The following is a 26,254-nucleotide window of genomic DNA, read 5'->3' as shown; positions in this document are numbered from 1 at the left end:
AACATATATTTTTGAGCCAAAATAAAGAGCCCTTCTGTGACAGAAGAGCTCTTTATCAATTATAAATTATTATTTTACAACGTTAGTTGCTTGTGGTCCACGATTACCTTCTTCGATGTCGAAAGTAACTGCTTGACCTTCTTCTAATGTTTTGAAACCTTCGCCTTGAATTGCTGAGAAGTGTACGAATACATCGTCTCCACCTTCAACTTCGATAAATCCAAAACCTTTGTCTGCGTTAAACCATTTTACTGAACCTGTGTTCATATGAAATTCCTCCATTGTGCATAATGCACACATTTATTACTTTGGTTGTTCTGATAATAATTCAAGACGATGATATAAATTGTGAAGTTATGACATAAATCCTGTATTGCTAGCACGAACAATTAAGTTATTTGTAGTATAACACATGCCATTCAAAAAAGATACCCTTCTTTCTATATATTTGAAAGACGGTCTTCTTGTTCAATATAATGCTTTTCAACGGTGAAAATTTTCGTTACAAGGAATCATTCATACTGCAATAATTCGGGACTGCAAGGGACATACATTTTTTACTTGCCAAATACAGCCAGCTGCACAGTCAAATCACCTTCTTTTTAAATAAGATACAGAAAAGCAGATCAAAATTTCATGTAGGAGGGGGTGAAATACCGTTGAATAAAAGCTATTATCATAGTAGAAAGCAGCGTGGCAGGGATTCTTGTCCAAATTGCCACTGCCATCATTGCCATAAAGAGCGCAAAAAGATTCATGAGGGAAATAAAAATAGCACATCCAATACAAATACATTTAATCCTATATTTAATCCATCCATTACAGTCAATATATCCCCTGAATATACACCAACCCCCATAGGAGTGGAGACTGTTCAATACCTTACCCTTGCCGAAGAAGGGAAAAAGGTTTATACGAATAAAGATGCATTAAAGCAATATGGAAGCAGTGATATACTTGATCCGGACAATGTTTCCACTCTAAATTTATTTGTCAATGGCGTATTGCAGCCCCCGTCCATTTACACTGTCGAGGAAGGTATTCTTCACTTAGAATCCAGTGACCTCCCTCCAAAGGATGCCCCAATTACGCTTCTGTTTGTCACGGTTAAAGGATAATATTACCTTGCTATGTAATAAATATGCCTTTTTTAATGGGGCATTTTGTTAACTTTCAATACGAATTAATTCGTCTGACCAAGCATTTCCAACTCCTCTTCATAGAATAAAATGTGGTTGATATAAAATGGAGGTGAAAATGAATATGGCACTTCAATTAATGAAAATCGCTATTAGCGGTACAATTGACACAGATGTTAATCCTGAGTCCGCAAAATTCTTTTACATCACAACAGAAGATACAGCAGCAGGAAGTACCTTATCTATTGATGCTGCAAGTTTCCTGGGGGATGATGGTGAAGCGGTAACGACACTTCCAGAACTTGCAGAAGATAATAGTTATTTCACTGTGGAAATTAACGGTGTTGAGCAAATGCAAGGCATATCAACATATACACCAGGTGCTACAGGGACTGGCTCATTAGACATTGCTGTTCCTGCTGGCGGAGGGTCCATTCCAGCAAACCAAACCGTTATCCTGCAAGTCGTTAATTTCGCAGCAACATCCTCTGGGACATTTGACACCTAGGATAAAAGTACTCCCTTTGTGCCCGCCAGATACTGGCAGGGCACAAAGAAATTTATCTATTGTCACCATAAACGCCTCATATAAGAAAAAGTCTATTTACATGACCTCACTTTTTTGGAAGTTTGAATAACATTATATTGTCATGCTTTTCATTTCTATTAAAGAATAGGAGGGGGATTAGTTATGAGTATTGAATTCTTTACATTGGGTCCGACAGCTATTCAAATATATGAGGCAGGAGAGCAAAACCCGCAAAAAGCAAAACGAATGGTCTATGGACAGGCTACGTCAAATGCAAATGGGATAGCTACACTTTATTTCACAGACAATGGATTAGCAAATGGAAACCCATTATTAGATACGATTGATTATGCGGTATCAAGCGTATATTCAACAAATGCTACGATAAATGCAAGACCAAGAGTGCAAATGCGTGAGAAGAACATTACTGGAAAATATGTTTCGGCCAATGTTACAAATATTAGTGGTGTAACCGTTCTAGGCATAAGTGTATTGGGTTCGGAAAATCCAGTGAGTGGGATTGTTGTGGACTTTATGATTTTGGGTAGTTTTAATAATTAGGATAGGCCTTCTACTAATGGAAAAGTATCAATAAATGTACTTGTTGGAGTACCAATAATGATTGTCCAAACCACAATATTTAACATATTCTCCCCAAACAAAATAGCATATACATGATGATGCGCTTTTATCATATACCTAAATTGCAAATATATTCGTGTCAATGAAAATAAAGTAAAGAGCCGAAACCCTGGTCATCAAAGGGTTTCGACTCACCTACAACTACTCCCACTCGATCGTAGCCGGCGGCTTAGAGGTAACATCATACACTACTCTATTAATATTATCCACATCATTCACCAAACGCGTCGAAATCTTCTCAAGCACATCCCAAGGAATCCGCGCCCAATCCGAAGTCATTCCATCAATCGAAGTTACCGCACGAATACCAATCGTATGTGCATACGTACGAGCATCTCCCATGACACCAACACTCTTGATGTTTGGAAGGACAGTGAAGTATTGCCAGATATCGCGGTCAAGACCTGCTTTTGCAATTTCTTCACGAAGGATTGCATCGGATTCACGAACGATTTCTAAGTGTTCTTCCGTTACTTCACCTAGGATACGGATAGCAAGTCCTGGTCCTGGGAATGGTTGACGCCAAACGATACGGTCAGGGATTCCTAATTGCGAACCTAATTCACGCACTTCATCTTTGAATAATGTATTTAATGGCTCAATTAATTCAAATTGCATATCTTCCGGCAGACCGCCTACGTTATGATGTGATTTGATGGTTTGAGCTGTTTCTGTTCCACTTTCAATCACGTCAGTGTAGAGCGTTCCTTGCGCTAAGAAATCAATATCCTTTAATTTTGCTGCTTCGTCGTCAAATACATAGATGAATTCATTTCCGATGATTTTACGTTTTTGTTCTGGATCGGAAACGCCTGCTAATTTAGATAAGAAGCGGTCTTTTGCATCTACTTTGATAATATTCATCTGGAAGTCTTCTGCAAATACTTCCATCACGTCGTCTGCTTCATTTTTACGAAGGAGACCGTGATCAACAAAGATACAAGTCAGCTGGTCGCCGATGGCCTTATGAATTAAAGCAGCAACAACAGAGGAGTCTACCCCGCCGCTTAATGCGCAAAGTACGTTGCGGTCGCCGACAGTTTCCTTGATCTTTTCTGTTTCCATTTCGATAAAGTTTGCAATCGTCCAGTCTCCTGTACATTTACACACATCGAAGACAAAGCTGTTTAATAAATCATTTCCATACTCGGAATGACGTACTTCGGGATGGAATTGTACCCCATACATTTGCTTATCAATATCGCTGATAGCAGCAACTGGTGTAGATGGACTTGTTGCATCAACGATGAAAGAAGGTGGTGCTGCAGTTACTTTATCGCCGTGACTCATCCACACCGTTTGTTTTGTCGGTGTATCTTTAAATAGAGCCGGGCTTTCATTTAATTCGATTAATGCTTTTCCGTATTCGCGGTTTTTGGATGCTTCTACTTTTCCGCCAAAATGCAGGGACATTAATTGCATGCCGTAGCAAATACCGAGGACAGGAATTCCTAATTCAAAGATTTCCTCATCACAACGGAAGCTGTCTTCGCCATAAACACTGTGCGGTCCGCCGGAAAGAATGATTCCTTTTGGATTCATTTCTTTGATTTCTGCAGCGGTCAGTTTATGTGAATGAAGCTCACTATATACGCCAAATTCACGAATACGGCGTGTGATTAATTGGTTATATTGACTGCCAAAATCTAAAACCAGTACTAATTCATTGTTCTCCATAACTAGACTCCAATCTGTATCTTTTATAGAAAATAGCTTGTAAACTATACGTTCCTTTACCCTGTATTCGAAATCCTTTGTCTCACCTATTAAAAAGCCCGGCTTCCACCTTTCTACTTCCTGCAGCTCACGCACACAAAAAATCATAGAAAGGCAGAATCCGGGCAGCATAAGCAAACCTTCTTCTGCCTTCATAGTCGAGTCATTTACGGTGACTCGGTAGAAACTTTCGAACCTTATTTTCGAGGATATACGAAAGGCATATGTCAAACGATAATTTTTCATTATGGGAAGACATATTCTTACAACGTCTCCCACAGTATTTCCTTTTTCATTCTACTAATTGATACGCCCCGGGTCAAGCCATTATTTGATTGATTAAATTTTTCCATAATTGAATTATTTCCTCTTTTTCACCTGTGAGCCGTTTACTGTAAATCATCCGCTCGTAGATTCTTGTCAGCTTGCTCATTTCTACGGCAGAAAGATGCTCATCCACTCTTCGGGCAAACTCCCTTAAGGTTTCGTCACTTCCTCGTTTGAAACCTTTTTTACCTGTAAGCTTTAACAGGTAGAGATAGGCTTCCTGGAATGCTGTCTCATCAAAATGGTTTTCCAGTTTTCTTTGTAAGAAATAAATCCGTATCTCTCTACGTTTTATATAAAGGGCAAGTAGCAGCAGCAACAGAACAATCGCTATTCCAATAAGGATATAACCTGTTAGTGCAGAAATCCCTGTTTCTTCATCGGAAGCAGCTGTATCTTCTTCCTGATCTTCTGCTTCATCTGTCTCTTCTTCCTCTTCTGCGCCTTCTTCCTGGTCTAATTCTGGTGCTTCAAGCGGTTCTTCTTCCTCTGGCATAGGAGAATCATTTTCCTCTACATCCGCTTCGAAGTCAGCCATATTGGTGAAGCCCTGTGTCGGTTCAAATGGCACCCAGCCCACCTCTGGAAAATAGACCTCTACCCAGGAATGGGCATTGCTGTTGGCAACTTCATTCACATGCGTTTGTTCTTCAGCATTGGAATCGATTCGTTCTCCGCTTGTGAAGCCTTTCGCCCATCTAGCTGGAATCCCTTCTGACCGGAGCATTACAACCATGGCAGTGGAGAAGTTATCGCAATAGCCAATCTGTGTCTCAAATAAAAATTGGTCGACATAGTCCTCTTCTTCTCTCGGCCTCGGAATATCGGTGGTCTGGTATTCAAAGCCATTTGCACTGAAATAACGCTCGATTGCGCGTGCTTTATCGTATCTTGTTTCATGATTTTCTGTTATTTCTGCGGCTAAATCTCCCACTCTTTCTGGAAGGTTTTCCGGCAGCTGGGTGTAACGGTCTTGAATTTCTTCAGGATCCTGTTCGGAGTTATTCTGCAGTGCTTCGATATCAAAGGATGGATTCTCATAGTTTATTTCATAAGCTTCCAGCGTGCTGTCCTCTTCATCCCGTGTTGTTTCGATTCCCTCCATACTTTCATCGAGGTGAAAATCAACCTGCTCCTCTGTTCTAATAGAGGAGACACCATAAGGATAGATGACCTTTGGCAGCCGGTTACCTCCCGTAAAAGCAACCTGTGCCTCTAACGTTTCTGTCTCGACACTGTCCTCGAAGGTGGATAAAGTAATCTGTCCGCCTGTCTGATTCAGAAGATTTCGATCTTGAGAGGTTTCCCAACCCTTTCCTGTATAGACATCCTTTGTTTCGATTCGCCAATAATGGTCCTCTTCTACGGTCGCTTCGAAAAGGACTGTATCATCCTGGACAAAGGAACCGCCAAGCTGGGAATCATCTTCTCCATACCCTACTCGTCCTGTTCCGAGACCGCTGTCTCCAATGTTATCAGCAGCACCCTGCAGGAAGGGGAGCGGATCCGGCCATTGCGGCTCTGCCTTCGGGGCTTGGTATCCGATGATACTTACCACTGCTACGACGAATATAAGCGGCAGCAGCCAATATTTTAATCGTTCGCTGACAGAAATAGGAATTCGTTTATTTTCAATCTCCTTGCTTAAACTGGACATTCCGAGCGCAATAAAGGAAATAATAAAAATACGGACAATCGCCGCAGCGCCTTCATATACCGTAAATGTATCCAGAATGCCAATATAGACAAAGGTCAGCAGAATAAATAAAATAATATTTTTCATTCTCACAAACCAGTAATAAAGCAGGTAGCTCATCAGCCAAATAAGCAGCAAAAATAAGAGGCTTCTGAAAAAGGTGGTAAGCATATACCAATTACCGGAAATCATCAGCTCCAAATTATACATGACTTCCTGGAGAACCTCTCCTGCCCAATTCAGGTCTAAAAAGCTGGTCTCGAAGTAAAGCATATGGATGATAAAAAGCAATCCCAGTCCTTTTACAGGGATACTAATCAGCCAATGCAGCTGAAAATAAGAGATAAAAAAGCAGTACAGCGCAAATAACACAAAAACACCGATGCTTGTTTCCGAAATATCCCCAAGCGGATAGAGCCATTCTAAGAATAGGCAAAATCCTGCAATATACAATAACAGCGTGTGCAGCGTTTTTACTTGTTTTTGGGTCTTTATCATTTAAAAATCACCTCAACCGGATCCGCTGCAAGCTGGTCCATACTTAATTCCTGGACGGCTATCCCGGAAAATCGCAACGGCTCCAGCAGGTGCTTCTCCGCTTCCGGCAGGACTTTCTCTGGATAGATATAAATAATCGATAAATGCTTCATACGCTGTCTGGCTTCTTGGACGGCCTGTACGAATTGGGGATCAATGGATGTTACAATCAGAAAGATAATATCTGCTTGATTAAAATGAGCCATTTCTTCACGGAACCGGGGGGAAAAAGAGCCCTCCTTCTCCTGATTTGCTGTCAGAAGATAATGCTTCATCCGCTCCATTTGATGCTCGCTCTGATCCAGCTCAAACAAATGCGGCCGCTCTCCAATGGAAAGAAAGCTTGTCTGATAATCTTTCTTTGCTATTTTTGCTATAAGAGATAAACTTATTTCAATCGTTGCTTCATAGATGAGCTGATTTTTCTTCCCGTTCATAAAATTATCATGAACCAGCAAGATATCCATGCTTTTCTCTCGGTCAAATTCCTTAGTCATCATCGTTTGTTTTCTTGCTGTCTGTTTCCAGTCAATCCATGCGAAACGGTCTCCTGGAGCATATTCTCTGGCTCCGGAAGCAACAGTCGTATTCATATGCTGTAATTGATTGGACATTACTCCGCCCTGCTCATAGCTTGCCATATCACTCACTAAACGAAGCTCATGCTCATAGGGATAGACAGCGAATGTATTTTCCACCTGAAAATCGCGGCTTTTCTTAATAAAACCAAATATGTCACCTGTTTGGATTGTTACTTTATCCAGTACATGCTCTCCACGCGGCAGGGATTGTATCGAATAACTGAATGTAAAATGTCTGCGGAATAGAGGAAATAACATACGTATCAGTCTGCGGGAAACTGTCATTTGTCCTGAAGCCTGAGAAGAAAGGTATTTCGCCTTCTTCGTATCTTCCTTCATTAAAGACTGGGGAAATTTTTCTTCAAACGTACAATATAATAAAGGAAAAGGAAGCTTCCGCCTTAAATGCACCTTCACAGTTATTTCATCCCCCGCCTGACATACCGGATTCTCGATTTCCCGGTAAATCTGCCAGGTACGCAGCGGATAGCTGGCAAAGAGAAGCTGGTAGATGCCGATTGGCAGGTAGCCATAAAATAAAAACCAGCTGACAAACCCGCCCTGAAACATGGCATAGCAGAAGAGAATAACAATGAGTGCCAAAACGCCGAGACTGCGAAGAATGATTCGGAGATTCTCCTTCATTCTGCGAAGCCTTTCTTAATCGGGATATGAGCAGATTGAATAATAGCATCAACAACTTCCTCGCTTGATTTGCCTTGATATCGCGCTTCTGCTTTCAGCATTACCCGGTGAGCTAACACATAAGAAGCGAGATACTTCACATCATCCGGGATGACATAATCTCTTCCTTCGATATAGGCATACGCTTTGGAGGCTTCCATTAAAGCAAGTGAACCCCTTGGACTCACGCCTAAATAAATCGAATGGTGTGATCTCGTCCGAGTGACAATATTTAAGATATATTGCTGGATGGTTTCGTCTATATAAACACTTTTGGCTTCTTCCTGCGCCAGCACTAATTCCTCCTGCGACATAACTGCCTGGATTTCTTCAATGGGGTGATGACTTTGATTTCTCGCAAGCATTTCTAATTCATCCTCATAGGTTGGATAGCCCATACGCAATTTTAATAGGAAACGATCGAGCTGCGCCTCTGGCAGCGGATAGGTTCCTTCATATTCAACCGGATTTTGTGTGGCCATTACAAAGAAAGGACGTTTTAACTGTCGCGTCTCTCCGTCCACGGTGACACTTTTCTCTTCCATCGCTTCCAGTAAGGCGGATTGCGTCTTTGGAGACGTCCGGTTAATTTCATCTGCTAGAAGAATATTTCCAAAGACCGGTCCTTCACGAAACTCAAATTCTAGTTCTTTGGGATTATAAATAGATACCCCTGTCACATCCGACGGCAGCAGGTCTGGTGTGAATTGAATCCGGCTAAAATTACAATTGACTGATTTTGCTAATGTGCGGACCAGCATTGTTTTCCCTACTCCGGGCACATCCTCCAGTAAGACGTGACCTTCTGTTAATAAGGCTACTAAACTCAATTTTACAATTTCTTCTTTACCAAAAATAACGTTATTGATATTATTTAACACATCTTGAATCTGTATGTTTTCTGTTAGCTTTTCCTGTTCCATCATCACCCTCCTTATCTTCCTGAACCTTTCTGCCTTTCATGTTACTATATTAGGAAGCATATTGAAACGAAATGCATTCCAAAGATTTAGTTATCTCTTATTATGGACAAACGATAGAATGAATATTCATTGGCTGGTTGTTAATGCATTTTTCTCTATATAAATTGAAATTCTAGTTTTCCTTTCTAGCAATCGCTACGGAAAACAATTAACTTTTGTTAAGTAATAAAGATAGATTAACTATTTCAACTTAGATAGTTTAATCTCATTTTTATAAGAATCTTTCAGTTGAGGAGGAAAAGACCACTGAATGAAATTTCACTTAATAAGTTCACCTTATATTATAGAGTGAACTTTATGTCAACGAATTACGCTGCTTTTTTCAACATGCAAAAAGAGCAGCCGGGATTTCTTCCTCAGCTGCTCTTCCTTTTGATATGATGAGATTTCCCGAAACCTTCCTACCATAGAGTAAGAGGCTGCTTGGAGGTTGGTTCGAGATAGACTGCGTCGATTTGTTTTAAATCCTGCTCTGTTAGTTCAATTTCCGCTGCTTTTATATTATTCACAACATGATCCGGATTACTGGATTGCGGGATAGCGATTGTTCTTCCATTTCGTATCGACCAGGCTAATAGAATTTGGAATACGTCTGCCTCGTGTTTTTCTGCTATCTCCTTTAACACCTGCTGCTTCGTTAAATTCGCTCCGAAGCTGTCGCCGCGGTCAATTGGAGAATAAGCAATCACGGGCATGTTATGCTGAGCCATCATTGGCATTAAATCAAATTCGATACCTCTGTTTGCGACATTATAGCGTACTTGATTCGCTTTGCAGTTATCCCCGCCCGGTAAATGAATCACATGCTCCAAATCATCTACATCTATATTAGAAACGCCCCATGCTTTGATTTTGCCTTGATTTCTTGCCTCCTCTAAAGCTTCTACCGTTTCTTCAAAAGGAACCTCTTCTTTCCAATGCAGTAAATATAAGTCGATATAATCGGTTTCTAACCTTTTTAAACTATTATCCAAGCTGACTGGCAAATCTTTTTTTGATGCATTCGACGGGAGAACTTTTGAAATAAGAAATAAATCTTCCCGGGCGTAAGGTTTTATAGCGCTTCCAACTAATTTCTCCGCATTCCCGCTGCCGTACATTTCAGCCGTATCAATCAATTGTACACCCTGATCAATCCCGGTACGGATAGCTTGCACCTCTCGATCAAATGTATTCGCCTTGTCTCCCATGTTCATGGTGCCTAAGCCAATCGGCAACACTTCTCTGCCGGCAATTTCCACCTTTTTCATTGCGCTTCACTCCTTTTTAGGAACTGCTTTCTATGTCTGTTCCACTCTTAGAGCAAAATGAAACGCAAAAGAGGCGGTATCGAGAAAATAACGAGTTTTACACCTTTCTTTTAAAACATTAAAGCGCCCCAACGACTGGATGAGGTATATATAATTCTTCCAGATAATCTATCTCCTCAGGCGTCAACTGAATATCTAATGCAGCTACTGCGCTTTCGATATGACTTTCTTTTTGGGCACCGATGATTGGAGCTGCAACCTGATTCTGGTGAAGAAGCCAAGCCAGGGCAACTTTATCTCTTGTTGTCTGATGGTTGTTTGCTATTTCACCCACACGTTCTACGATGCTATTATCCGATTCCATCATAGCATCATATTTGGACTGTTGAACCGTATCTGTTTCTGAGCGATACGTCGTTTTAGATAAGTCACGTGTCAATCTTCCTGAAGCAAGCGGACTATACGGTGTGAGAGCTATTTTTTCATCCTCGCAGAACGGAACCATTTCCCGCTCTTCTTCCCGGTAGATTAAATTATAGTGATTTTGCATGGAGACGAATTTCGTCCAGCCATTGCGTTCCGCTACCCGCTGGGCTTTTTGGAACTGCCACGCATACATGGCGCTGGCTCCGATATAACGTGCTTTTCCAGACTTCACTACATCGTGCAGTGCCTCCATCGTTTCTTCAATCGGCGTATCGTAATCCCAGCGATGAATAATATATAAATCAACATAATCTGTCCCAAGTCGTTCTAAACTATGATCTATTTCACTCAAAATTGCTTTCCGGGATAAACCGCCTCCATTGGGACGATTTGGGCGCATCGTCTGGTGCACTTTAGTAGCCAGAACGATATCGTCACGATTGGCATAATCGTTTAACACTTTCCCAAGAATCCTTTCACTTTCTCCCATGGAATAAACATTCGCCGTATCAAAGAAATTAATTCCTGCATCGATCGCTTTTTTTATCACAGGCCGGCTTTTTTCTTCATTTAAAACCCATTTATGAATCCATTTTTCGGGATCTCCAAATCCCATCGCTCCCAAGCAGATACGAGAAACATCCAGACCAGTATTGCCAAACTTTACATATTTCATCTAAAACATCCTCCTTTTGGTTAAGAATATACGCTTTTTTCTAACGGTTGCCAACAAATCTAGTTTATCTATCCCTCATTATCTATCATTATAAAACGCGGTATCTTTGACAACAAATGCCTAGATTGCATGCAAACTATACTCTAAAAGCATACCTATATCACTTACGACAAATGGGATTTATCACATTTTTGATAAATCCTATTTGCTTATTTTCTATATTCGATTTCCAAAACAGGCATGGTTTAAACCATGTTCTTTTACTGCATGCAAATCACTCTGACCTGCCTTTGGCATACTTAATATTTCCATTCTTCTGCCAGTTAAAAACAACGTGGATTACTTTATTTTATCCTCTAAATCCGATATAAATTTAGCAGGATTCCCGCCAACGATGGTGTTCGGAGGAACATCCTTCGTAACAACGGATCCAGCTGCAACAACCGAATTTTCACCGATTGTTACCCCAGGCAGAATGGTTGCATTCGAACCAATCCAGGTTCTCTCCTTCAATTCAATGGGTTTAAGGTACATCGTTCCCCGGTTTAACGGATCATAGTCATGATTGATGGTAGCGAACACAACATTATGCCCGATTAAGCTTCCATCACCGATAATGATTTGCCCCTGATCTTGAAAACGGCATCCAGAATTTATAAATACATTTTTCCCGATGCTTATATTTTTTCCAAAATCGGAGGTAAACGGTAGAAACAAGGAAAAACTTTCATCTAATTCTTGGCCGGTAATCTGGGACATCTGCTGCCTGATTTCTTCATTGGTATGCACGCCATTATTTAATATGGCACATAATCGCCTCGTTTCATCTGATACGGCCACCATTGCCTTATTGACTTCTGAACCGCCATGAATCACACCTTCTTCTGCCATTTGTAATAACAATTCCTCTAATTCCATCTGGATCGGTCCCTTCCAGCTGTATTTCTATTTCATTCACTATTTTAAAAAGACACTGTCATAACCTTCATGCTCATCCAATCTTACTTCCATTTAAACATAGCGATTAATGCTTTTCCATGATTTTATAGTGACTTCGTTCTACCTTCCTCAGGATAAATAAGTAAAATGGAATGGTTATTAAAATAATAAACAAATTAAAAAACCATGAAAAGCTGTTACTCACTCTTCATGGTTTTTAATTTATCCGTAATAAATCGGTCCGTTTGGTCCAAGAGGAATACCCAGCCACATCCAAACAATCAGCATAATCGTCCAGCCTATCAAGAAGAAGATAGAATATGGAAGCATGGTCGATACCAGGGTTCCAATTCCCATTTTCTTATCATATTTCTGGGCAAAGGCAATAATTACTGCAAAGTATGTCATCAATGGCGAGATAATATTTGTTGCTGAATCAGCGACACGATAAGCCATCTGCGTAAATTCCGGCGCATAGCCAAGCTGCATCATAATCGGAACAAATACTGGAGCCATCATGGCCCATTTTGCAGATGCACTTCCAATAAAGATATTGATAAATGCTGCAATCAGAATAAACAACAGAATTAAACCAATTCCGCTAAAGTTTACACTGTCTAAGAATTCTGCTCCGTAAACACCAATCACAAGTCCCATATTGGTTTCATTAAAGTAAGCAACAAATTGCCCGGCTGTGAACGCAAGCACGATAAACATCCCCATCGACGCCATCGTATCGCTCATTTGTGCTGCAACATCTTTATCATTTTTAATTTCTTTTGTTACCAAACCGTAAACAAGTCCCGGTATTAAGAATAGAATAGCGATAATCGGTACAAGGGAATCCATAAATGGCGACATGATAATCCCATCGATGCCTGCATCCTCCCCGCGTAATGGTGCATTTGAAGGGATAACCAGCAATGCTGCTAAAACAAGAGATACGACAAAAGATACACCTGTCCAGATTAATCCTTTTTTCTCTGTTGCAGAAATTCCTTTAATATCTTCATTTGCTTCCCCTTTATACGTACCAAGACGAGGCTCTACAATTTTTTCCGTTACCCAGGCACCAATAATCGTAAGCACAAACACAGATACTGCAATAAAGCCCCAGTTCATCGCAATATTCATTTGCTCTGCATAGGCAGGGTCAATAATTGCTGCTCCGGCGATGGTCATTTCTCCAAGCATCACATCTGTTCCGGATAAGAATAAGTTTGCACTAAAGCCGCCAGATACGCCGGCAAATGCTGCCGCAAGACCTGCTAATGGATGACGCCCGAGTGCTGCAAAAATTAATGCACCCAATGGAGGCAAAACAACGTATCCTGCATCAGAAGCCACACTGGACATTACCCCGGCAAAAACGATACCTAATGTAATAAAGCGATTCGGGATTGCCAATACAAACCCGCGCAGCAGCGCACTGATAAGGCCTGTCCGCTCTGCTACCCCGATACCAAGCATTGTAACAAGTACTACACCAAGCGGCGCAAATCCGATAAAGTTATCGGTCATACTGCCGAAAATATATTCAATCCCCTCCGCGTTCAGAAGGTTCTTAATTTCCACCGCTTCTCCTGGATCACCAGGATTTTCAACACTTATATTAAATGGCTGTAATGCCGCAGAAAGGACTACAACCAGTAAGGCCAAAATGGCAAATAATGTAGCCGGGTGCGGCAATTTATTTCCGACCACTTCCACAAAATCTAAAAACCGTTGAAATGGATTCTTTTTCTCTTTAGACATATTGTCGCTCCTCTCTTTTTGGTAAATCGATAATATTCTGACTAATAAAAGGCCTAGAGAACGGTTTTCATTATACATAGTTTACCTATTAATGAAAACCTTTTCTGTAAAAGTAATAAAAGTAACATTAGGTATAATTTTATGAATACTGTATTTATTACCACAGAGAGCCTTCTGCAGCATGCTCTCGGAGGTTTGTCTTATATTCTTATCGTGCAATGAAAAAACCGAATGAACAATACCCATTCGGTTTTTTCATGTTTATTCATTATGATTATCAAGAAGGCAGCTTTTCTGATTTTGCCGCTTCCAGCGCCTGATCAAAATCATGAATAATATCATTGACAGCTTCAATACCGCAGGAAACACGGATAAGTCCTTCCGGAATACCAAGCGCTGCCCGCTCCTCTGGTGTGCATTCCACATGGCTGGTTGTTCTTGCCGGTCCTACCGTTGTTTCCACTGCCCCTAAGTTCGCAGCACGATGGGCAAACTGCAGCTTTGGAAGTACTTTTCGGACTGTATCGATGCCTCCCTTTACAGAAAAGCTCAGCATGCCGCCGAAATCATCCATCTGTTTTTTAGCGATATCATGATTGGGATGTTCTGGCAGACCAGGATAAAATACATCCTCCACGATATTCTGTTTTTGAAGGTATAATGCCAGCGCCATCGCATTTTCACATTGCTCACGAACACGCAGATGTAATGTTTTCATACCGCGGAGGACTAAATAAGCAGCCATGGGGTCCATTGTAGCACCATTGATTTCCCGATAATGGAAAATAGGCTCAATCAACGCTTTCCTGCCGCAGACGACACCGCCTAAAGCATCGGCATGCCCTCCCAAAAACTTGGTCGCACTGTGGATGACAAGATCTGCTCCAAGAGCCAGCGGACGTTGATTCATCGGTGTCGCAAACGTATTATCTACAATCACTAATGCGCCCGCTTCTTTCCCTGCCTTAGCCATCCGTTCAATATCGGTTATTTTTACAGTTGGATTCGTAGGCGTTTCTAAATATAAAATTTCACAGCCTTTTTTAATCTCTTTCTCCATTTCTTCCATATTTCCTGTATCGCATAAATGAACTTCAATTTGCTGACGCGGAAGAAATTCGGAAAATATTTTATTCGTTCCGCCATAAGTGTCTTTAATAGAAACAATTCGATCTCCCGGAACTAAAAACGTAGCTAATGTATTGCTGATTGCTGCCATTCCCGTTGAAAAACTGGTTACCGCTTCCGCCCCTTCCATTTCTTTGATTTTATCTTCAAAGGATTGGACGGTTGGATTCGTATTCCGTCCATAAATATGCCCTGCTTTTTTTCCTGTAGCTACGTCAAACCATTCATCGATATCATCATAATTATAGGCTACGCTCAAAACAACAGGCACCTGCGTCGCTCCATGAACCAAATAATCCGCTTCTCCCGCCCAGACCGTTTTGGTCGCCAAGTCGATTTCTTTCTTGTGTGTCATTTTTTCTGCCTCCTATTTTTCTGCCTTCCCTTACCCGGCAGAATTTTCATTTTTGCCTTCCTCTATCTCTTTCATTGGCATGGATTCCTTGACATAAAGATTTCTTGGTACGTTTCCAAATGTCTTGCAGCCTGTTTCTGTCACATAGAAAGACTCACTGACTTCAAAGCTTTCCCCTTCCGACCAGATAGCAGGAATGAGATGGAATGTCATATTGGGACGGATGATTGTTTTATCCCCTTTTCGAATACTTGCTGTATGCTCCCCCCAGTCTGGAGGATAATTTAATCCCATCGAATAGCCGAGACGTGACTCTTTGAAGACGCCGTGTCTCTCTACCGTTTTCCGCCAAACTGCTTCTATTTCCTCACAGGTGACTCCCGGCTTAATAAAATCAAGACATACATGTAACCCTTCTAAAACAATAGATGACAGGTTTTTCATCGATACAGACGGCTTTCCAATTTGAACGGTCCGTGCAATCGGGGCATGATAGCGCTGATAGCAGCCTGACAGCTCTAAAATAACGGTCTCATTCATCTGATAGGGCTGATCCGTCCATGTTAAATGAGGCGTGGAAGTCCGTTCCCCGGCTGGGAGCAACGGTATAATCGCTGGATAATCGCCGCCAAATTGCGGCGTTCCCCGGAATTGTGCATAGCTGATTTGGGCAGCGACATCACAGCCTCTGACCCCTTCATTCACCAGGTCGATTCCTGCCTGCATCGCCTGTTCAGAAATCACTGCAGCCCGCTCCATCATCGCTAATTCCACTGGAGACTTTTCGATACGCAGCCAATTCACGAGTAACGTCGCATCTTTAAATAATGCATCCGGAAGCCCTTGAGTTAACGCAGCATAACATTTTGCCGTAAAATAATAACTATCCATTTCCACACCAATATGACGGCTGCTCAGACCAATTTCTGTTAAAATCGAAGCAATAAAATCCATTGGATGGGTTATCCGCGAATGTACATACGTGTCTGGATAAGCAATTATATTTTCTTCCCGCAGCCATGTGGTCACTTTTGCAGCATTGGCATCTGCTGTTCTCCCTATCCAGATTGGCTGCTCCTCCTCATCAATTACAATCAGCATTTGATGAACATAGAAGGACCAGCCGTCAAAACCGGTTAAATAATACATATTTGCCGGATTGGTGATAAGCAATACTTCTATTTCCTGCTTTGCCATACTCTCCTTTGTCTTCGCTAAACGTTCCCGGTACTCCTCTCGATCCACTTTCACAGCAAACAAGCCCCCTCCCCATCTTCCTATTTTCCCAAAATGCTCTTCTGCGATGAAATGATATTTATTTCTGTTTGAATTTATTATATATTTAAACTATTCTTTAAATCATCCGACATTTTGTATGAAAAGAAAATTATTTTATTATACAGTTAGGAGGTGTCGTCCTAAATAAAAAAGCATGATCTCCATACAGACCATACTTTTCGTTCTTCCACTCATGTGTTGTTTATTTCCCATGCTCTCATACTCAGCTCCAACAGGAATAAATGATGAGAATCATGGAGCGACAGTCCCGTCAGCGCTTCTATTTTTCGCAAGCGGTATAACAATGACTGTCGGTGAAGATGGAGTGATTGAGCTGTTTTACTGACATTTCCCCGATGCTGCTGGAAAGTGAGAAATGTTTCTATCAGATTAATCTTCCTTTCTTCTTGATACGTTAACAACGGCTCTAATACGTCCTCCCTGATGGTATCCATTTCTGAAATAGGTTGAAGCTGCAACAAGATCCGCTCAAGCACTGTATCTTCATACCATGTACGCGGATTTCCTTTCTTTTCTCCAATTTGCATTGCCTGTTTTGCTTCGATAAATGATCTTTGAAAATCGGTAAATGATTCTACTTTTCCACTAACTGCCCAACGTAAAGTTACCTCAGGAAAAAAATGTTTTAGCCGTCTGTCAACCAAATCCAAAAAATCCGTCGCAAGCTGATAATCCGTCTGATGCTCGATATGCAAATATACCAAAAATGCTTCCTCTGTTTGCGTCATCATCACTTCTTGTTTTAACGTCTGCGCAGCATATACCAGTTCTTCCTCTAAGTAGCCGTGCATCGTTTTCTCCCATAGAGAATAAGTGCCTGATGCATGTTTCCTTTGTTTATAAATCTCCCGCAGTTTTTCCGGCTGAGCAAGAATGCATACATACGTATGATAAATAGAGTACCCTAACGGATTTGCACGTAAATCCGCCTCTTCCGCATTACGAAATTTTCCTTTTGCCAGTTCTTCGACAAAATCACTGCGCAGCTTATTCTCTGTTGCTTCCACGGCATTTCTTTTAGAGAGCCATAAGGCGATCGTTGTAGCCGCATGCTCCAGTATTTGACCGTATTTATTTAAAAAGGGCTCGTAAGCTGCCTGATTGGGAAGTTCTACAAATAAATAGCCTTTCGCTTCGCCGGTTACCTGCAAAATAGGAATTTGAATCAGCTCTTTATCCAGAAAAGCAACTAAATCAAATTTTTGCCTATATGGATCACGCATGAATCTATCTTGCCGGAGAATGATTTCCTCTTCCATTTGAAAAACAAGCTGCCATTTTTCCTGTGCTCCTTTTGAATACTCCTCTAAATCATACAAACGGAAGTTATGATCCGTCAGGTATACATTTGCAGCTACCTGCATTTGGATAAATTCCAGCAGCTCATGCAGACGTTTTTCTTCCAGAAGAAATTGCAGCAGCTCCTGCTGTACCTTCACATTCTGAAGGATTTCCGAACTTTTCCTCTGTGCCAGCTCCTCCATGACGAATTCCACAATCGTTGCAAAACGGATTTCCCAGGGAATGCGAATCATTGTTAAACAATGCGATTCTGCCAACGCTTTGATTTCAGACGGTATCTCATTAATATGTCTCCCTGTTGCAATGACTAATGCACTCGCTTCTGCACGGATAATATCTTCTACAAATTGCATGAAAGCATCCAAATCATCTTTACAGCCAAGCGCTGTAGTTAAAACAAGCTCATTTTTCCGGACAAAATTCTCCACAGGCATTTCAATGACAGATACCCATTGGATTTTCTTCTCAGAAAAGTTCGATTTCCCTGTCTCGACAACAGCCTGTGCAAATAACTCTTCCTGCAACATATCTTGAACTGTAATTTCCATTTGGTCCCTCCTCGACGCTTCTTTTATTCTATTTAAACTATTTTTTCATTATTCTAACAGATATCAAAAAATGAAAGGAATGGAGAAGCCTAGAAATAGGACACCAAAAAAAGAATCAGGCAAGCTCTTCCTTAGCAGCATTTGCTTCTTTTTTTCATGGAGTAAGGTTTATTATGAAAAATAAGGATTACCCTGCATGCCCTCCCATAAATCACTGTTCTCTGTTTCATAGGCAAGCTGCAACAGACGATGCTCCCCGCCTTTTCCTGCCATAACCTGCACACCGATTGGCAATCCATTATCCGTGACATAAAGCGGTAAAGAAATAGCCGGCTGACCTGTTAAGTTAGCAAGCTGCGTAAACGGGGTGTACGTTAAACTGGGCAGAAACATATCGTAAATGATGCTCTGCTTTTCCTTTTCAACAGCCATTCTTTCCTTAAATTCCTGTTCCTTTTGCGCTGTCATCGTCAGCTCCCCGACCTTTGGAGCATGAAAAGCGGCAGCCGGAGAAATATAGAAATCATAGGACTGATGGAAAATAGACATAATTTCTGCTGCACGGTCCCAGGACGCCAGACTGTCCGAATAGTCTGCAGCTGATACAGATTTTCCAGCTTGATGAAGCAGCCATGACTCGATTTCCATATCTTCTGCTGTCAATGAGGTTCCCATTGCCTTTTCAAGTCCGCGGACAACGCTATTCATTTCCCCGCTGTTCATCACATAGTAATCCCGCATCAGCTGGACCCCGTCAACGGGAGAAGTTTTTTCTTCCACAATATGTCCATTCTGTTCCAAATGGCGGACAAACTGCAGCACTGCTTTTTTTGCATCATCGGATACAGGGGTGTTTGCCGGTGAGTCTGTAGTGAAAGCAATCCGCAGTTGGGGAAGCTTGGCAGACAGCGTATGCTGATACCCCGCTTCATATAACGGCGTCTGAAAGGCTGCATGAGGCTCCACCACCTGTAACTGGTCCAGCATGGCAGCAGCGTCCCGTACGGTTTTGGTTAATACAAAATTAATCGATGCTCCCTGCCACTGCCTGCCGAATCCCGGTCCTACAGGAGTTCGTCCGCGTGTCGGTTTTAATCCGACCAGCCCGCTAAAGGATGCAGGTATGCGGATTGAACCGCCGCCGTCGCTTGCTCCTGCCATTGGGACAACACCAGAGGCAATAGCTGCTGCAGCCCCTCCGCTTGATCCGCCAGGAGAGTAAGCCGGGTTCCAAGGATTTCTTGTCGCTCCATACAGCATTGGTTCGGTTATGTTTTTCAAGCCAAATTCAGGGCTGTTGGTATGCCCCATAAATAAAAAGCCCGCTTCCCGAAATTTTTTAACAAAATAATTATCATGCTTCTCTACATGATTCTGAAGCAGCCGCGAGCCTGAGGTTAATTTTTCTCCTTCAATGGCTTGTGAGATATTTTTCATCAATATGGGAACACCTGAAAAAGCAGCTTCTTGAACAAGAAATTGATTTGCTTCTTTTTTCGCTGCTTCCTCCCTTTGATGGGTAGTGATATTTAACTCGGGATTCACTTGATGCAGCTGCCTAAAGGCGGTTTCTACTAATTCAGAGGGCTGTACCTCTTTTCGCCGGATAAGCTCTGCCAGGCCCGTTGCATCATAGTTTTTATATTCATGAAACTTCATCGAATCACTTCCTTATATTTCTTTTTTAATAGGGAAACAACCGGCCCATCTCTGATTCGGATTGCTGCAATATATTTAGTACAGCGCCTGCCTGAATCTGCTTTAGCGGGAATGTCATCGTATTTTCTTCAAAGAGTTGTATCTATTTCCCAATTTCCTTTTATTCTATCTTATTTTTACCATAAACGATACGGTTTCAAACTGCCCGAACAAAGCCGCCTCCATCTAAATACCCTTGATAAAATCTGCAGAGAATATTATAATGATATCGTTTTACAAATGGCGACTTTTCTCTACAATATTCTGCCTCAGCATTCGCATCGTCTGCTATCAGGAATAATTCCGCTTCCTAAATAGCTGACGAAAAAAATAATACCGTCCTTTTTTCCGTTCCGAATGTTAAATAATTTCTGTTTTTATTTATACCGTTTGCAAGAGCGTTTCAGTCAGGAAACATGAGCCCCTTGTAAAATTGTTTGTAAACGGATATATAGGGAAGCATAGAAAACAAGGCAGGTCCTTTTTAAACCATTGATTCAGATAGTTATCCATGGCATCCAAAATACGCACAACACAGATGAGGAGATGAATAAATGAATAAACGTTTAATAGACTGGCCTACTTTCATATTAGCGCTTGTTATTTTATTTAGTGTCGTTATTCCATTGATTTTATTCCCGGAAGCCGGCGCATCCGTTATTAATCAGGCGAATGAATTTGTCACCGGAAATTTTGGTATTCTATACTTATTATTGGGACTCGGCGTCCTAATCTTTCTGCTTTATGTGTCATTCAGCAGAAACGGTAACATAAAACTCGGCGACAGAAATACGAAAAAAGAATTCGGAACATTTTCATGGGCTGCCATGCTCTTTTCCGCAGGTATCGGCTCCAGTATATTATACTGGGGAATGATTGAATGGGCTTACTATTATGAAGGACCGCCATTTGGCATTACACCCGAATCGGAGGAAGCTATCAACTGGGCAGCAAGTTACGGAATGTTCCACTGGGGTCCTGTTGCGTGGGCATTATATACATTACCGGCACTGCCGATTGCTTACTTCTACTATGTCCGAAAGAAGCCTGTACTTAAAATCAGCGAAGCTTCCCGGCCGGTTATTGGCAAACACGCAGATGGACCGCTGGGGACAATAATTGATGTCTTATTTATTTTCGGTCTGCTTGGCGGAGCCGGGACAACGCTGGCACTTGGAACGCCAATGATTGCAGAAGGCGTGAATCACGTTACTGGTATTCCTGTATCGCTGGGAATGCAGGCAGTCATTATGCTGATTTGTACAGCAATTTTTGCAGCCAGCTCTTATTCCGGAATCAATCGGGGAATTAAAGTACTGAGTGACTTAAATATATGGCTTGTCCTATTTCTATTAACTTTTGTATTTATTTTTGGACCAACCCTGTTTATCAGCGAAATGACATTCACCAGTCTTGGCCGCATTATCAATAACTTATTCACAATGGCAACCTGGCTCGAACCGCTTGCATCTATCCCAGGATATGAAGCAACGAATTTCCCAGAAACCTGGACGATTTTCTATTGGGCATGGTGGGTGGTCTATGCACCATTTGTCGGACTCTTTGTAGCACGGATTTCCCGCGGAAGAACCATTAAAGAAATGACATTAGGTACATTAATTTATGGAACACTGGGCTGTGTATTGTTCTTTGGGATTTTAGGAAACTATGGTCTTTACCTGCAGCTGTCTGAATCCTTTAATGTTATTGGCTTTATGGATGAATATGGAGCCCCTGCTGCGATTATAGCTATTTTGAATCAACTGCCGATTTCTTGGTTCATTATTCCATTATTTACGATACTCGCCATCATTTTCTTAGCGACTACCTTTGATTCCGCTTCTTATATTTTGGCCGCTGTTGCCCAAAGAAGACTTATTGGCGGCGAACCAATGCGCTGGCATCGGATTTTCTGGGCATTTATGCTAATGATTTTGCCGATGGCGTTAATGTTTATCGGCGGACTGGAGACCTTGCAAACAGCCAGTATTGTTGCCGGATTCCCGGTTATCTTTATTATGATCCTGCTGGCATGGTCGTTTATGCGGGCTTCTACAGAAGATTTGAATAAGCAGAGAGAGGCAAGAAAACCAAAATCGATTACGATCGAAAATATAAGCAGGAAGGATTAGCTTTTGTTTCCTGAAGGTTGCTGTCTTTCTGCAAAAAATGATTGTTAATACACAAAAACGCACTTGTGCTTCAGAGCTTTCCGCTCGCACAAGTGCGTTTCTTCTATTCATTTATTCTCCAGCAATTATTCTATTTTTTCTAAAGCATGCTCTCCCTGGACTTTTGGTTCTTTCCAGACCATTGCCACAGCAATACCTGCTAATAATACCATCGCTGCAAAATAATAAGGATAATTTAAATTTATATCAAATAACATCCCGCCAATAATTGGTCCAAATACATTTCCAATACTTGTAAACATCGAGTTCATTCCACCAACAAAGCCTTGTTCATTATTTCCAGCCGCTTTTGACAGATAAGAGGTAACGGCCGGTCTTAGTAAATCAAAGCCTATAAAGATAACAATCGTTACGAATAAAATCATCGCATAGCTTTCCACAACGGTCATTGCCGTAACAAGAATGGCAGAGAAAATGAGACAATAACGAATCAAACGGATTTCTCCCCATTTATTTGCCAATTTGCCGAACAAGGCAACCTGCGCAATCGTGCCGACAATCGCTCCTCCGGTAATAATGATCGCAATATCCTTCGGTGTGAATGCAAATTTATGATCCACGAATAGAGAAAATAGCGATTCAAAGGAAGATAAACCAAATGCGGTAATAAATATAATAATAAACGCGATAAAGTACATTGGAACAAAGATTCTTCCTAAGCCGGGTTTTGGAGCTGCTGTTTCTCCTTGTTCCATTTGTTTTCTTTCTGGTTCACGTAATGTTATTGTGGATAAAACCGCTGTGAATAAGGCTAAACCTGCCGCTGCGAAAAACGGGACTCTCGGTCCTACTTCCGCCAGCAATCCACCGACACCAGGACCAATAATAAATCCGGTGTTGATCGCTGCAGACATATAGCCTAACGCTTTCGGTCTGGATTCAAGCGTTGTAATATCGGCAATAAATGCGGTAACTGCAGGCATTATAAAAGCAGCACTCACTCCACCTAAAATTCTTGAGATAAATAAAATTTCTACGGTCTTCCCGATACCGAATAAAAACTCGCTAAAACTAAAAATCAATAATCCGATAACGATCATGCGTTTACGTCCAAACACATCGACCCATCTTCCAGAAAGTGGTGAAACAATAAGCTGCGCAACTGCAAAAGCTGCTACCAAGTACCCTACAACAGATCCAGACAAATTCAATTCATTCATAATGGTAGGTAAAACTGGAATAACTAAACCAATACCCAAAAATGCAATAAACAAATTCATCAGCAAGATAGACAGTGTCATATTTTGTTTTTCCATACTTCATTTCTCCTTAACTAAAATTTCATTTAAAACCTCCCTTAGGAATCTGATACATCATATCACAACTTTTTTATTTCAGATATAGTTTTGCTCAAAATTTTTTTGCCTTTTTTTCGACTGCCATCGACTTCTTTTAACAGCATGCATGTTTATAATCGAACAACTATAAATCCCTTTTGCTGCAGCAATATTCCAGTCATTTCATCATGCATAAAAAAAGATTGCACCGGTTAATCATGCAATCTTTTTTACAAAATTATTTTTTAAAATGTTACCCTTACCCAGCCTCGTACACTATTAACCAGCCAAATTTCTTCAAAGGAAGAAATATCCTTCTTCCACAGGATTTTTTCTTTTATTTCTCCCTGCTCCAGCAGTTCTTCCCGGTAAGTACCAGCAAGCAGTCCCGAAGAAACAGGCGGCGTATAATAGGCACCCTGTTGTTTTACAACCAGATTGCCAATCGTAAACTCCGTCAGCTGCCCTTCCTCATTCCATAAGAGGACATCAAAGGAAGCAGGGGCTTGCTCTCGAAAAGTCGTATACATTTGCCGATTCGTCGTTTTATAATAGTAAAAAATATCATTTTTATTGATTGGCGAGGAAGCTATCCCTGCTTTTTTTATTGCTTCCGATTCTTTCATAAGCGGCGTACAGGTTATGTTTATCTCCCCATCCTGCCCCAATAAAAGGCGTACTCTTTGTTCTCCATCATAATTCTTTACCTGTTCCTTCAGCTGTTGCTGGATATTGTCCATGGAATAAGGATACTGGAATTGAAGCGCCGTTCGTTTTAGCCGGGCGAGATGCCTGTTCAGCCGAAGTATCTGTGTCCCATCATATTTCATTGTTTCTACAATTTGAAAGGACGGAGAAGCTGCTTTTAAAATGGCTGCTTTTGCTAAAGCTTCTTCATATTCCCCTTCCGTATCCGAATCCCAGGTAATTCCTCCTCCTGCTCCATAAACAGGTGGTTTCCCATCCTTCATCCAAGCAGTCCGGATCGCAACATTAAATAGTGCATCTTGATTTGGTGTGATAAAACCGATACTTCCACAATAAATATCTCTCGGTGAATCCTCCAGCTCATGGATGATTTCCATTGTACTTTGCTTTGGTGCGCCGGTGATGGAGCCGCAAGGAAATAACGCTTTAAATAGATCAAAATTGCTGAGGTTTTCTTTTAATTCTGCCCTAATGGTTGAGGTCATTTGATAAACTGTAGGATACTTCTCTATTTCAAACAGCTTCGGTACGTGAACAGAACCCCGTACAGCAATTTTCGATAGATCATTTCGAAGTAAATCCACAATCATTACATTCTCTGCCCGGTCCTTTTCAGAATGAGTGAGCTTCCTTTTATTAGAGGAATCTTCCTCTGGAGTCCGCCCTCGTTTGATGGTTCCTTTCATCGGTTTCGTATGGATGAACTGCTGCCTTCGTTCAAAAAACAGCTCCGGAGAGGCAGATACAATTTGGTAATCTCCTATTTGCAGATGTGCACCATACCTTGCCTGCTGCGCGCCAGATAATTGTTCGTACAGTAAATCTCCATCCACTGCTCTATCTGCTTCCATCCGAACAGTATAATTCACCTGATATGTATCTCCTCTTGCAATCGCCGCTTTTATCGATTCGATATTCTGCTGATATTGCTGCTTGTGAGTTGTCATCTTCCAATTCACCGGAGGATAGGCACGGTCAGCAGCTGGCTTTATGTGCTCCAGCTGTACACTCTTAAAGACCCCCATCACCATAAGCGGCAGATCGCCTTTTTTATGGGTAACCAAATTTTTATCAAATGCTGAGGCAGCTTCATAGGAAATATATCCAGCCAGATAATAGCCCTGCTGCTGGTATACTTCCATTTGTGCAAAGACATTTTCTACTTCAGCATCCGAATGAGCAATTAGAATGTCTGCCGGATTTTCAAAAATGCGGCGCACGCCTGCTTCTTCTTCAAAGGAAAAATCAAATAACATTTTCGTATTCTCTATCATTTTTGCAGTTCACCTGCCTTTTTATATTGCATTAGAAAATTATTCAGCAATGTATAGCCATGCTCCGTGCTGATGGATTCCGGATGAAATTGCATCCCTTCGATGGGATAGGCTTTATGACGTATCCCCATGATTGTTCCATCCTCTGTAGTCGCGCTGACTTCAAGGCATTCCGGAATGCTGGCCGGATCGATACTTAAGGAGTGGTATCTTGTCACCGTAAAGCTTGCAGGAAGCTGTGAAAATACGCCCTGCTGATCAGTAAAAATAAGCGACTGCTTTCCATGAACAGGATTATTTTTTATCACGTCTGCACCAAAAGCTTGCCCGACAGCCTGATGCCCGAGACAAATACCAAGAATAGGAATGCTTCCTTTAAAATGCTCAATGATTTTTAATGTCATCCCCGCTTCTTCTGGTGTATGCGGTCCTGGCGATAAGACAATATACTCCGGCTGCCACCGCTCAATCGCTTCGAGGGTCAGCTGGTCATTATATTTGACGACAACCTTTTCACCTAAATTCTCCAGATAATGAACGATATTATAAGCAAATGAATCATAGTTATCTATCATTAACAGCATTTCTTCACC

The 26,254-nt window shown here is 41.4% G+C and carries 20 protein-coding genes and 1 riboswitch; of the genes, 4 read left to right on the top strand and 16 right to left on the bottom strand.

Annotation, left to right across the window (positions count from 1 at the left end):
- Positions 1-69: 69 nt before the first annotated feature.
- On the bottom strand, positions 70-267 hold the full coding sequence (locus MKX55_RS06835; protein ID WP_042532689.1) for a cold-shock protein: 198 nt from the start codon (positions 265-267) through the stop codon (positions 70-72).
- Positions 268-659: 392 nt separating this feature from the next.
- Here MKX55_RS06835 and MKX55_RS06830 point away from each other — a divergent pair, with 392 nt between their 5' ends.
- The 3 genes from MKX55_RS06830 (at position 660) to MKX55_RS06820 (ending at position 2,229) form a co-directional block, all read left to right on the top strand.
- Entirely contained in the window at positions 660-1,118 is a 459-nt protein-coding gene (locus MKX55_RS06830; protein WP_339237083.1) for a DUF4183 domain-containing protein, read from the top strand.
- Positions 1,119-1,263: 145 nt separating this feature from the next.
- On the top strand, positions 1,264-1,647 hold the full coding sequence (locus MKX55_RS06825; RefSeq protein ID WP_042536064.1) for a DUF4183 domain-containing protein: 384 nt from the start codon (positions 1,264-1,266) through the stop codon (positions 1,645-1,647).
- Between the two features lie 183 nt (positions 1,648-1,830).
- Positions 1,831-2,229, top strand: coding sequence for a hypothetical protein (locus MKX55_RS06820; protein ID WP_339237081.1), 399 nt, complete (start codon positions 1,831-1,833; stop codon positions 2,227-2,229).
- Between the two features lie 222 nt (positions 2,230-2,451).
- Here MKX55_RS06820 and guaA read toward each other — a convergent pair whose 3' ends face one another.
- The 12 genes from guaA to MKX55_RS06760 all read right to left on the bottom strand — a co-directional run bounded on the left by guaA (position 2,452) and on the right by MKX55_RS06760 (position 20,171).
- Complete coding sequence (gene guaA / locus MKX55_RS06815; RefSeq protein WP_042536056.1) at positions 2,452-3,987, bottom strand: glutamine-hydrolyzing GMP synthase; 1,536 nt, start codon at positions 3,985-3,987, stop codon at positions 2,452-2,454.
- A 174-nt stretch (positions 3,988-4,161) separates the two neighbouring features.
- Positions 4,162-4,263: riboswitch (purine riboswitch) on the bottom strand.
- A gap of 82 nt (positions 4,264-4,345) precedes the next feature.
- Positions 4,346-6,547, bottom strand: coding sequence for a transglutaminaseTgpA domain-containing protein (locus tag MKX55_RS06810; RefSeq protein ID WP_339237078.1), 2,202 nt, complete (start codon positions 6,545-6,547; stop codon positions 4,346-4,348).
- Positions 6,544-7,812: a DUF58 domain-containing protein gene (locus MKX55_RS06805; protein WP_339237076.1), complete on the bottom strand. Its 1,269-nt coding sequence runs from the start codon at positions 7,810-7,812 to the stop codon at positions 6,544-6,546. Before MKX55_RS06805 ends, MKX55_RS06810 begins: the two co-directional genes overlap by 4 nt.
- Positions 7,809-8,777: a MoxR family ATPase gene (locus MKX55_RS06800; RefSeq protein ID WP_339238443.1), complete on the bottom strand. Its 969-nt coding sequence runs from the start codon at positions 8,775-8,777 to the stop codon at positions 7,809-7,811. The genes MKX55_RS06805 and MKX55_RS06800 overlap by 4 nt, the downstream gene beginning before the upstream one ends.
- 458 nt (positions 8,778-9,235) lie before the next feature.
- Positions 9,236-10,084, bottom strand: a complete 849-nt coding sequence (locus tag MKX55_RS06795; protein WP_339237074.1) for an aldo/keto reductase — start codon at positions 10,082-10,084, stop codon at positions 9,236-9,238.
- A gap of 118 nt (positions 10,085-10,202) precedes the next feature.
- The gene (locus MKX55_RS06790) at positions 10,203-11,186 is read right to left on the bottom strand and encodes an aldo/keto reductase (RefSeq protein ID WP_339237072.1); all 984 of its coding nucleotides are present in this window, start codon (positions 11,184-11,186) and stop codon (positions 10,203-10,205) included.
- A gap of 339 nt (positions 11,187-11,525) precedes the next feature.
- Positions 11,526-12,104 carry a DapH/DapD/GlmU-related protein gene (locus MKX55_RS06785; RefSeq protein WP_339237069.1) on the bottom strand — a complete coding sequence of 193 codons (579 nt, stop codon included), beginning with the start codon at positions 12,102-12,104 and terminating at the stop codon, positions 11,526-11,528.
- A 243-nt stretch (positions 12,105-12,347) separates the two neighbouring features.
- Positions 12,348-13,880, bottom strand: coding sequence for an AbgT family transporter (locus MKX55_RS06780; protein ID WP_339183461.1), 1,533 nt, complete (start codon positions 13,878-13,880; stop codon positions 12,348-12,350).
- A gap of 277 nt (positions 13,881-14,157) precedes the next feature.
- Entirely contained in the window at positions 14,158-15,363 is a 1,206-nt protein-coding gene (locus tag MKX55_RS06775) for a cystathionine gamma-synthase family protein (protein WP_339237067.1), read from the bottom strand.
- Positions 15,364-15,393: 30 nt separating this feature from the next.
- On the bottom strand, positions 15,394-16,614 hold the full coding sequence (locus MKX55_RS06770) for a M24 family metallopeptidase (RefSeq protein WP_193063092.1): 1,221 nt from the start codon (positions 16,612-16,614) through the stop codon (positions 15,394-15,396).
- Positions 16,615-16,832: 218 nt separating this feature from the next.
- Positions 16,833-18,512: a PucR family transcriptional regulator ligand-binding domain-containing protein gene (locus MKX55_RS06765; protein ID WP_339183458.1), complete on the bottom strand. Its 1,680-nt coding sequence runs from the start codon at positions 18,510-18,512 to the stop codon at positions 16,833-16,835.
- Positions 18,513-18,683: 171 nt separating this feature from the next.
- Positions 18,684-20,171, bottom strand: coding sequence for an amidase family protein (locus MKX55_RS06760; protein ID WP_339237065.1), 1,488 nt, complete (start codon positions 20,169-20,171; stop codon positions 18,684-18,686).
- A gap of 593 nt (positions 20,172-20,764) precedes the next feature.
- Between MKX55_RS06760 and MKX55_RS06755 the strand changes: the two genes are divergently transcribed.
- On the top strand, positions 20,765-22,342 hold the full coding sequence (locus tag MKX55_RS06755; RefSeq protein ID WP_339237063.1) for a BCCT family transporter: 1,578 nt from the start codon (positions 20,765-20,767) through the stop codon (positions 22,340-22,342).
- A gap of 125 nt (positions 22,343-22,467) precedes the next feature.
- Here MKX55_RS06755 and MKX55_RS06750 read toward each other — a convergent pair whose 3' ends face one another.
- The 3 genes from MKX55_RS06750 to MKX55_RS06740 form a co-directional block, all read right to left on the bottom strand.
- Positions 22,468-23,658 carry an MFS transporter gene (locus tag MKX55_RS06750; protein ID WP_193063084.1) on the bottom strand — a complete coding sequence of 397 codons (1,191 nt, stop codon included), beginning with the start codon at positions 23,656-23,658 and terminating at the stop codon, positions 22,468-22,470.
- A gap of 266 nt (positions 23,659-23,924) precedes the next feature.
- The gene (gene pabB, locus MKX55_RS06745; RefSeq protein WP_339237059.1) at positions 23,925-25,661 is read right to left on the bottom strand and encodes an aminodeoxychorismate synthase component I; all 1,737 of its coding nucleotides are present in this window, start codon (positions 25,659-25,661) and stop codon (positions 23,925-23,927) included.
- On the bottom strand, positions 25,658-26,245 hold the full coding sequence (locus MKX55_RS06740; protein WP_339237057.1) for an aminodeoxychorismate/anthranilate synthase component II: 588 nt from the start codon (positions 26,243-26,245) through the stop codon (positions 25,658-25,660). The genes pabB and MKX55_RS06740 overlap by 4 nt, the downstream gene beginning before the upstream one ends.
- Between the last annotated feature and the right edge of the window lie 9 nt (positions 26,246-26,254).

Origin of the sequence: Oceanobacillus sp. FSL W7-1281 (genome assembly GCF_037969835.1) — a bacterium.
Lineage (GTDB): Bacteria > Bacillota > Bacilli > Bacillales > Amphibacillaceae > Oceanobacillus > Oceanobacillus oncorhynchi.
Note: the sequence above shows the minus strand (reverse complement) of the source record. Positions and strands in the feature narration are given on the sequence as shown.

What these genes read in the sequence shown, in the direction of transcription:
- MKX55_RS06790 (WP_339237072.1), bottom strand. Translation starts at nt 11,186, where the DNA reads ATGAAATATGTAAAGTTTGGCAATACTGGTCTGGATGTTTCTCGTATC.
- MKX55_RS06805 (WP_339237076.1), bottom strand. Translation starts at nt 7,812, where the DNA reads ATGAAGGAGAATCTCCGAATCATTCTTCGCAGTCTCGGCGTTTTGGCA.
- MKX55_RS06755 (WP_339237063.1), top strand. Translation starts at nt 20,765, where the DNA reads ATGAATAAACGTTTAATAGACTGGCCTACTTTCATATTAGCGCTTGTT.
- pabB (WP_339237059.1), bottom strand. Translation starts at nt 25,661, where the DNA reads ATGATAGAGAATACGAAAATGTTATTTGATTTTTCCTTTGAAGAAGAA.
- MKX55_RS06810 (WP_339237078.1), bottom strand. Translation starts at nt 6,547, where the DNA reads ATGATAAAGACCCAAAAACAAGTAAAAACGCTGCACACGCTGTTATTG.
- MKX55_RS06760 (WP_339237065.1), bottom strand. Translation starts at nt 20,171, where the DNA reads ATGAAGTTTCATGAATATAAAAACTATGATGCAACGGGCCTGGCAGAG.
- guaA (WP_042536056.1), bottom strand. Translation starts at nt 3,987, where the DNA reads ATGGAGAACAATGAATTAGTACTGGTTTTAGATTTTGGCAGTCAATAT.
- MKX55_RS06780 (WP_339183461.1), bottom strand. Translation starts at nt 13,880, where the DNA reads ATGTCTAAAGAGAAAAAGAATCCATTTCAACGGTTTTTAGATTTTGTG.
- MKX55_RS06795 (WP_339237074.1), bottom strand. Translation starts at nt 10,084, where the DNA reads ATGAAAAAGGTGGAAATTGCCGGCAGAGAAGTGTTGCCGATTGGCTTA.
- MKX55_RS06835 (WP_042532689.1), bottom strand. Translation starts at nt 267, where the DNA reads ATGAACACAGGTTCAGTAAAATGGTTTAACGCAGACAAAGGTTTTGGA.
- MKX55_RS06740 (WP_339237057.1), bottom strand. Translation starts at nt 26,245, where the DNA reads ATGCTGTTAATGATAGATAACTATGATTCATTTGCTTATAATATCGTT.
- MKX55_RS06785 (WP_339237069.1), bottom strand. Translation starts at nt 12,104, where the DNA reads ATGGAATTAGAGGAATTGTTATTACAAATGGCAGAAGAAGGTGTGATT.
- MKX55_RS06820 (WP_339237081.1), top strand. Translation starts at nt 1,831, where the DNA reads ATGAGTATTGAATTCTTTACATTGGGTCCGACAGCTATTCAAATATAT.
- MKX55_RS06750 (WP_193063084.1), bottom strand. Translation starts at nt 23,658, where the DNA reads ATGGAAAAACAAAATATGACACTGTCTATCTTGCTGATGAATTTGTTT.
- MKX55_RS06825 (WP_042536064.1), top strand. Translation starts at nt 1,264, where the DNA reads ATGGCACTTCAATTAATGAAAATCGCTATTAGCGGTACAATTGACACA.
- MKX55_RS06800 (WP_339238443.1), bottom strand. Translation starts at nt 8,777, where the DNA reads ATGATGGAACAGGAAAAGCTAACAGAAAACATACAGATTCAAGATGTG.
- MKX55_RS06765 (WP_339183458.1), bottom strand. Translation starts at nt 18,512, where the DNA reads ATGGAAATTACAGTTCAAGATATGTTGCAGGAAGAGTTATTTGCACAG.
- MKX55_RS06775 (WP_339237067.1), bottom strand. Translation starts at nt 15,363, where the DNA reads ATGACACACAAGAAAGAAATCGACTTGGCGACCAAAACGGTCTGGGCG.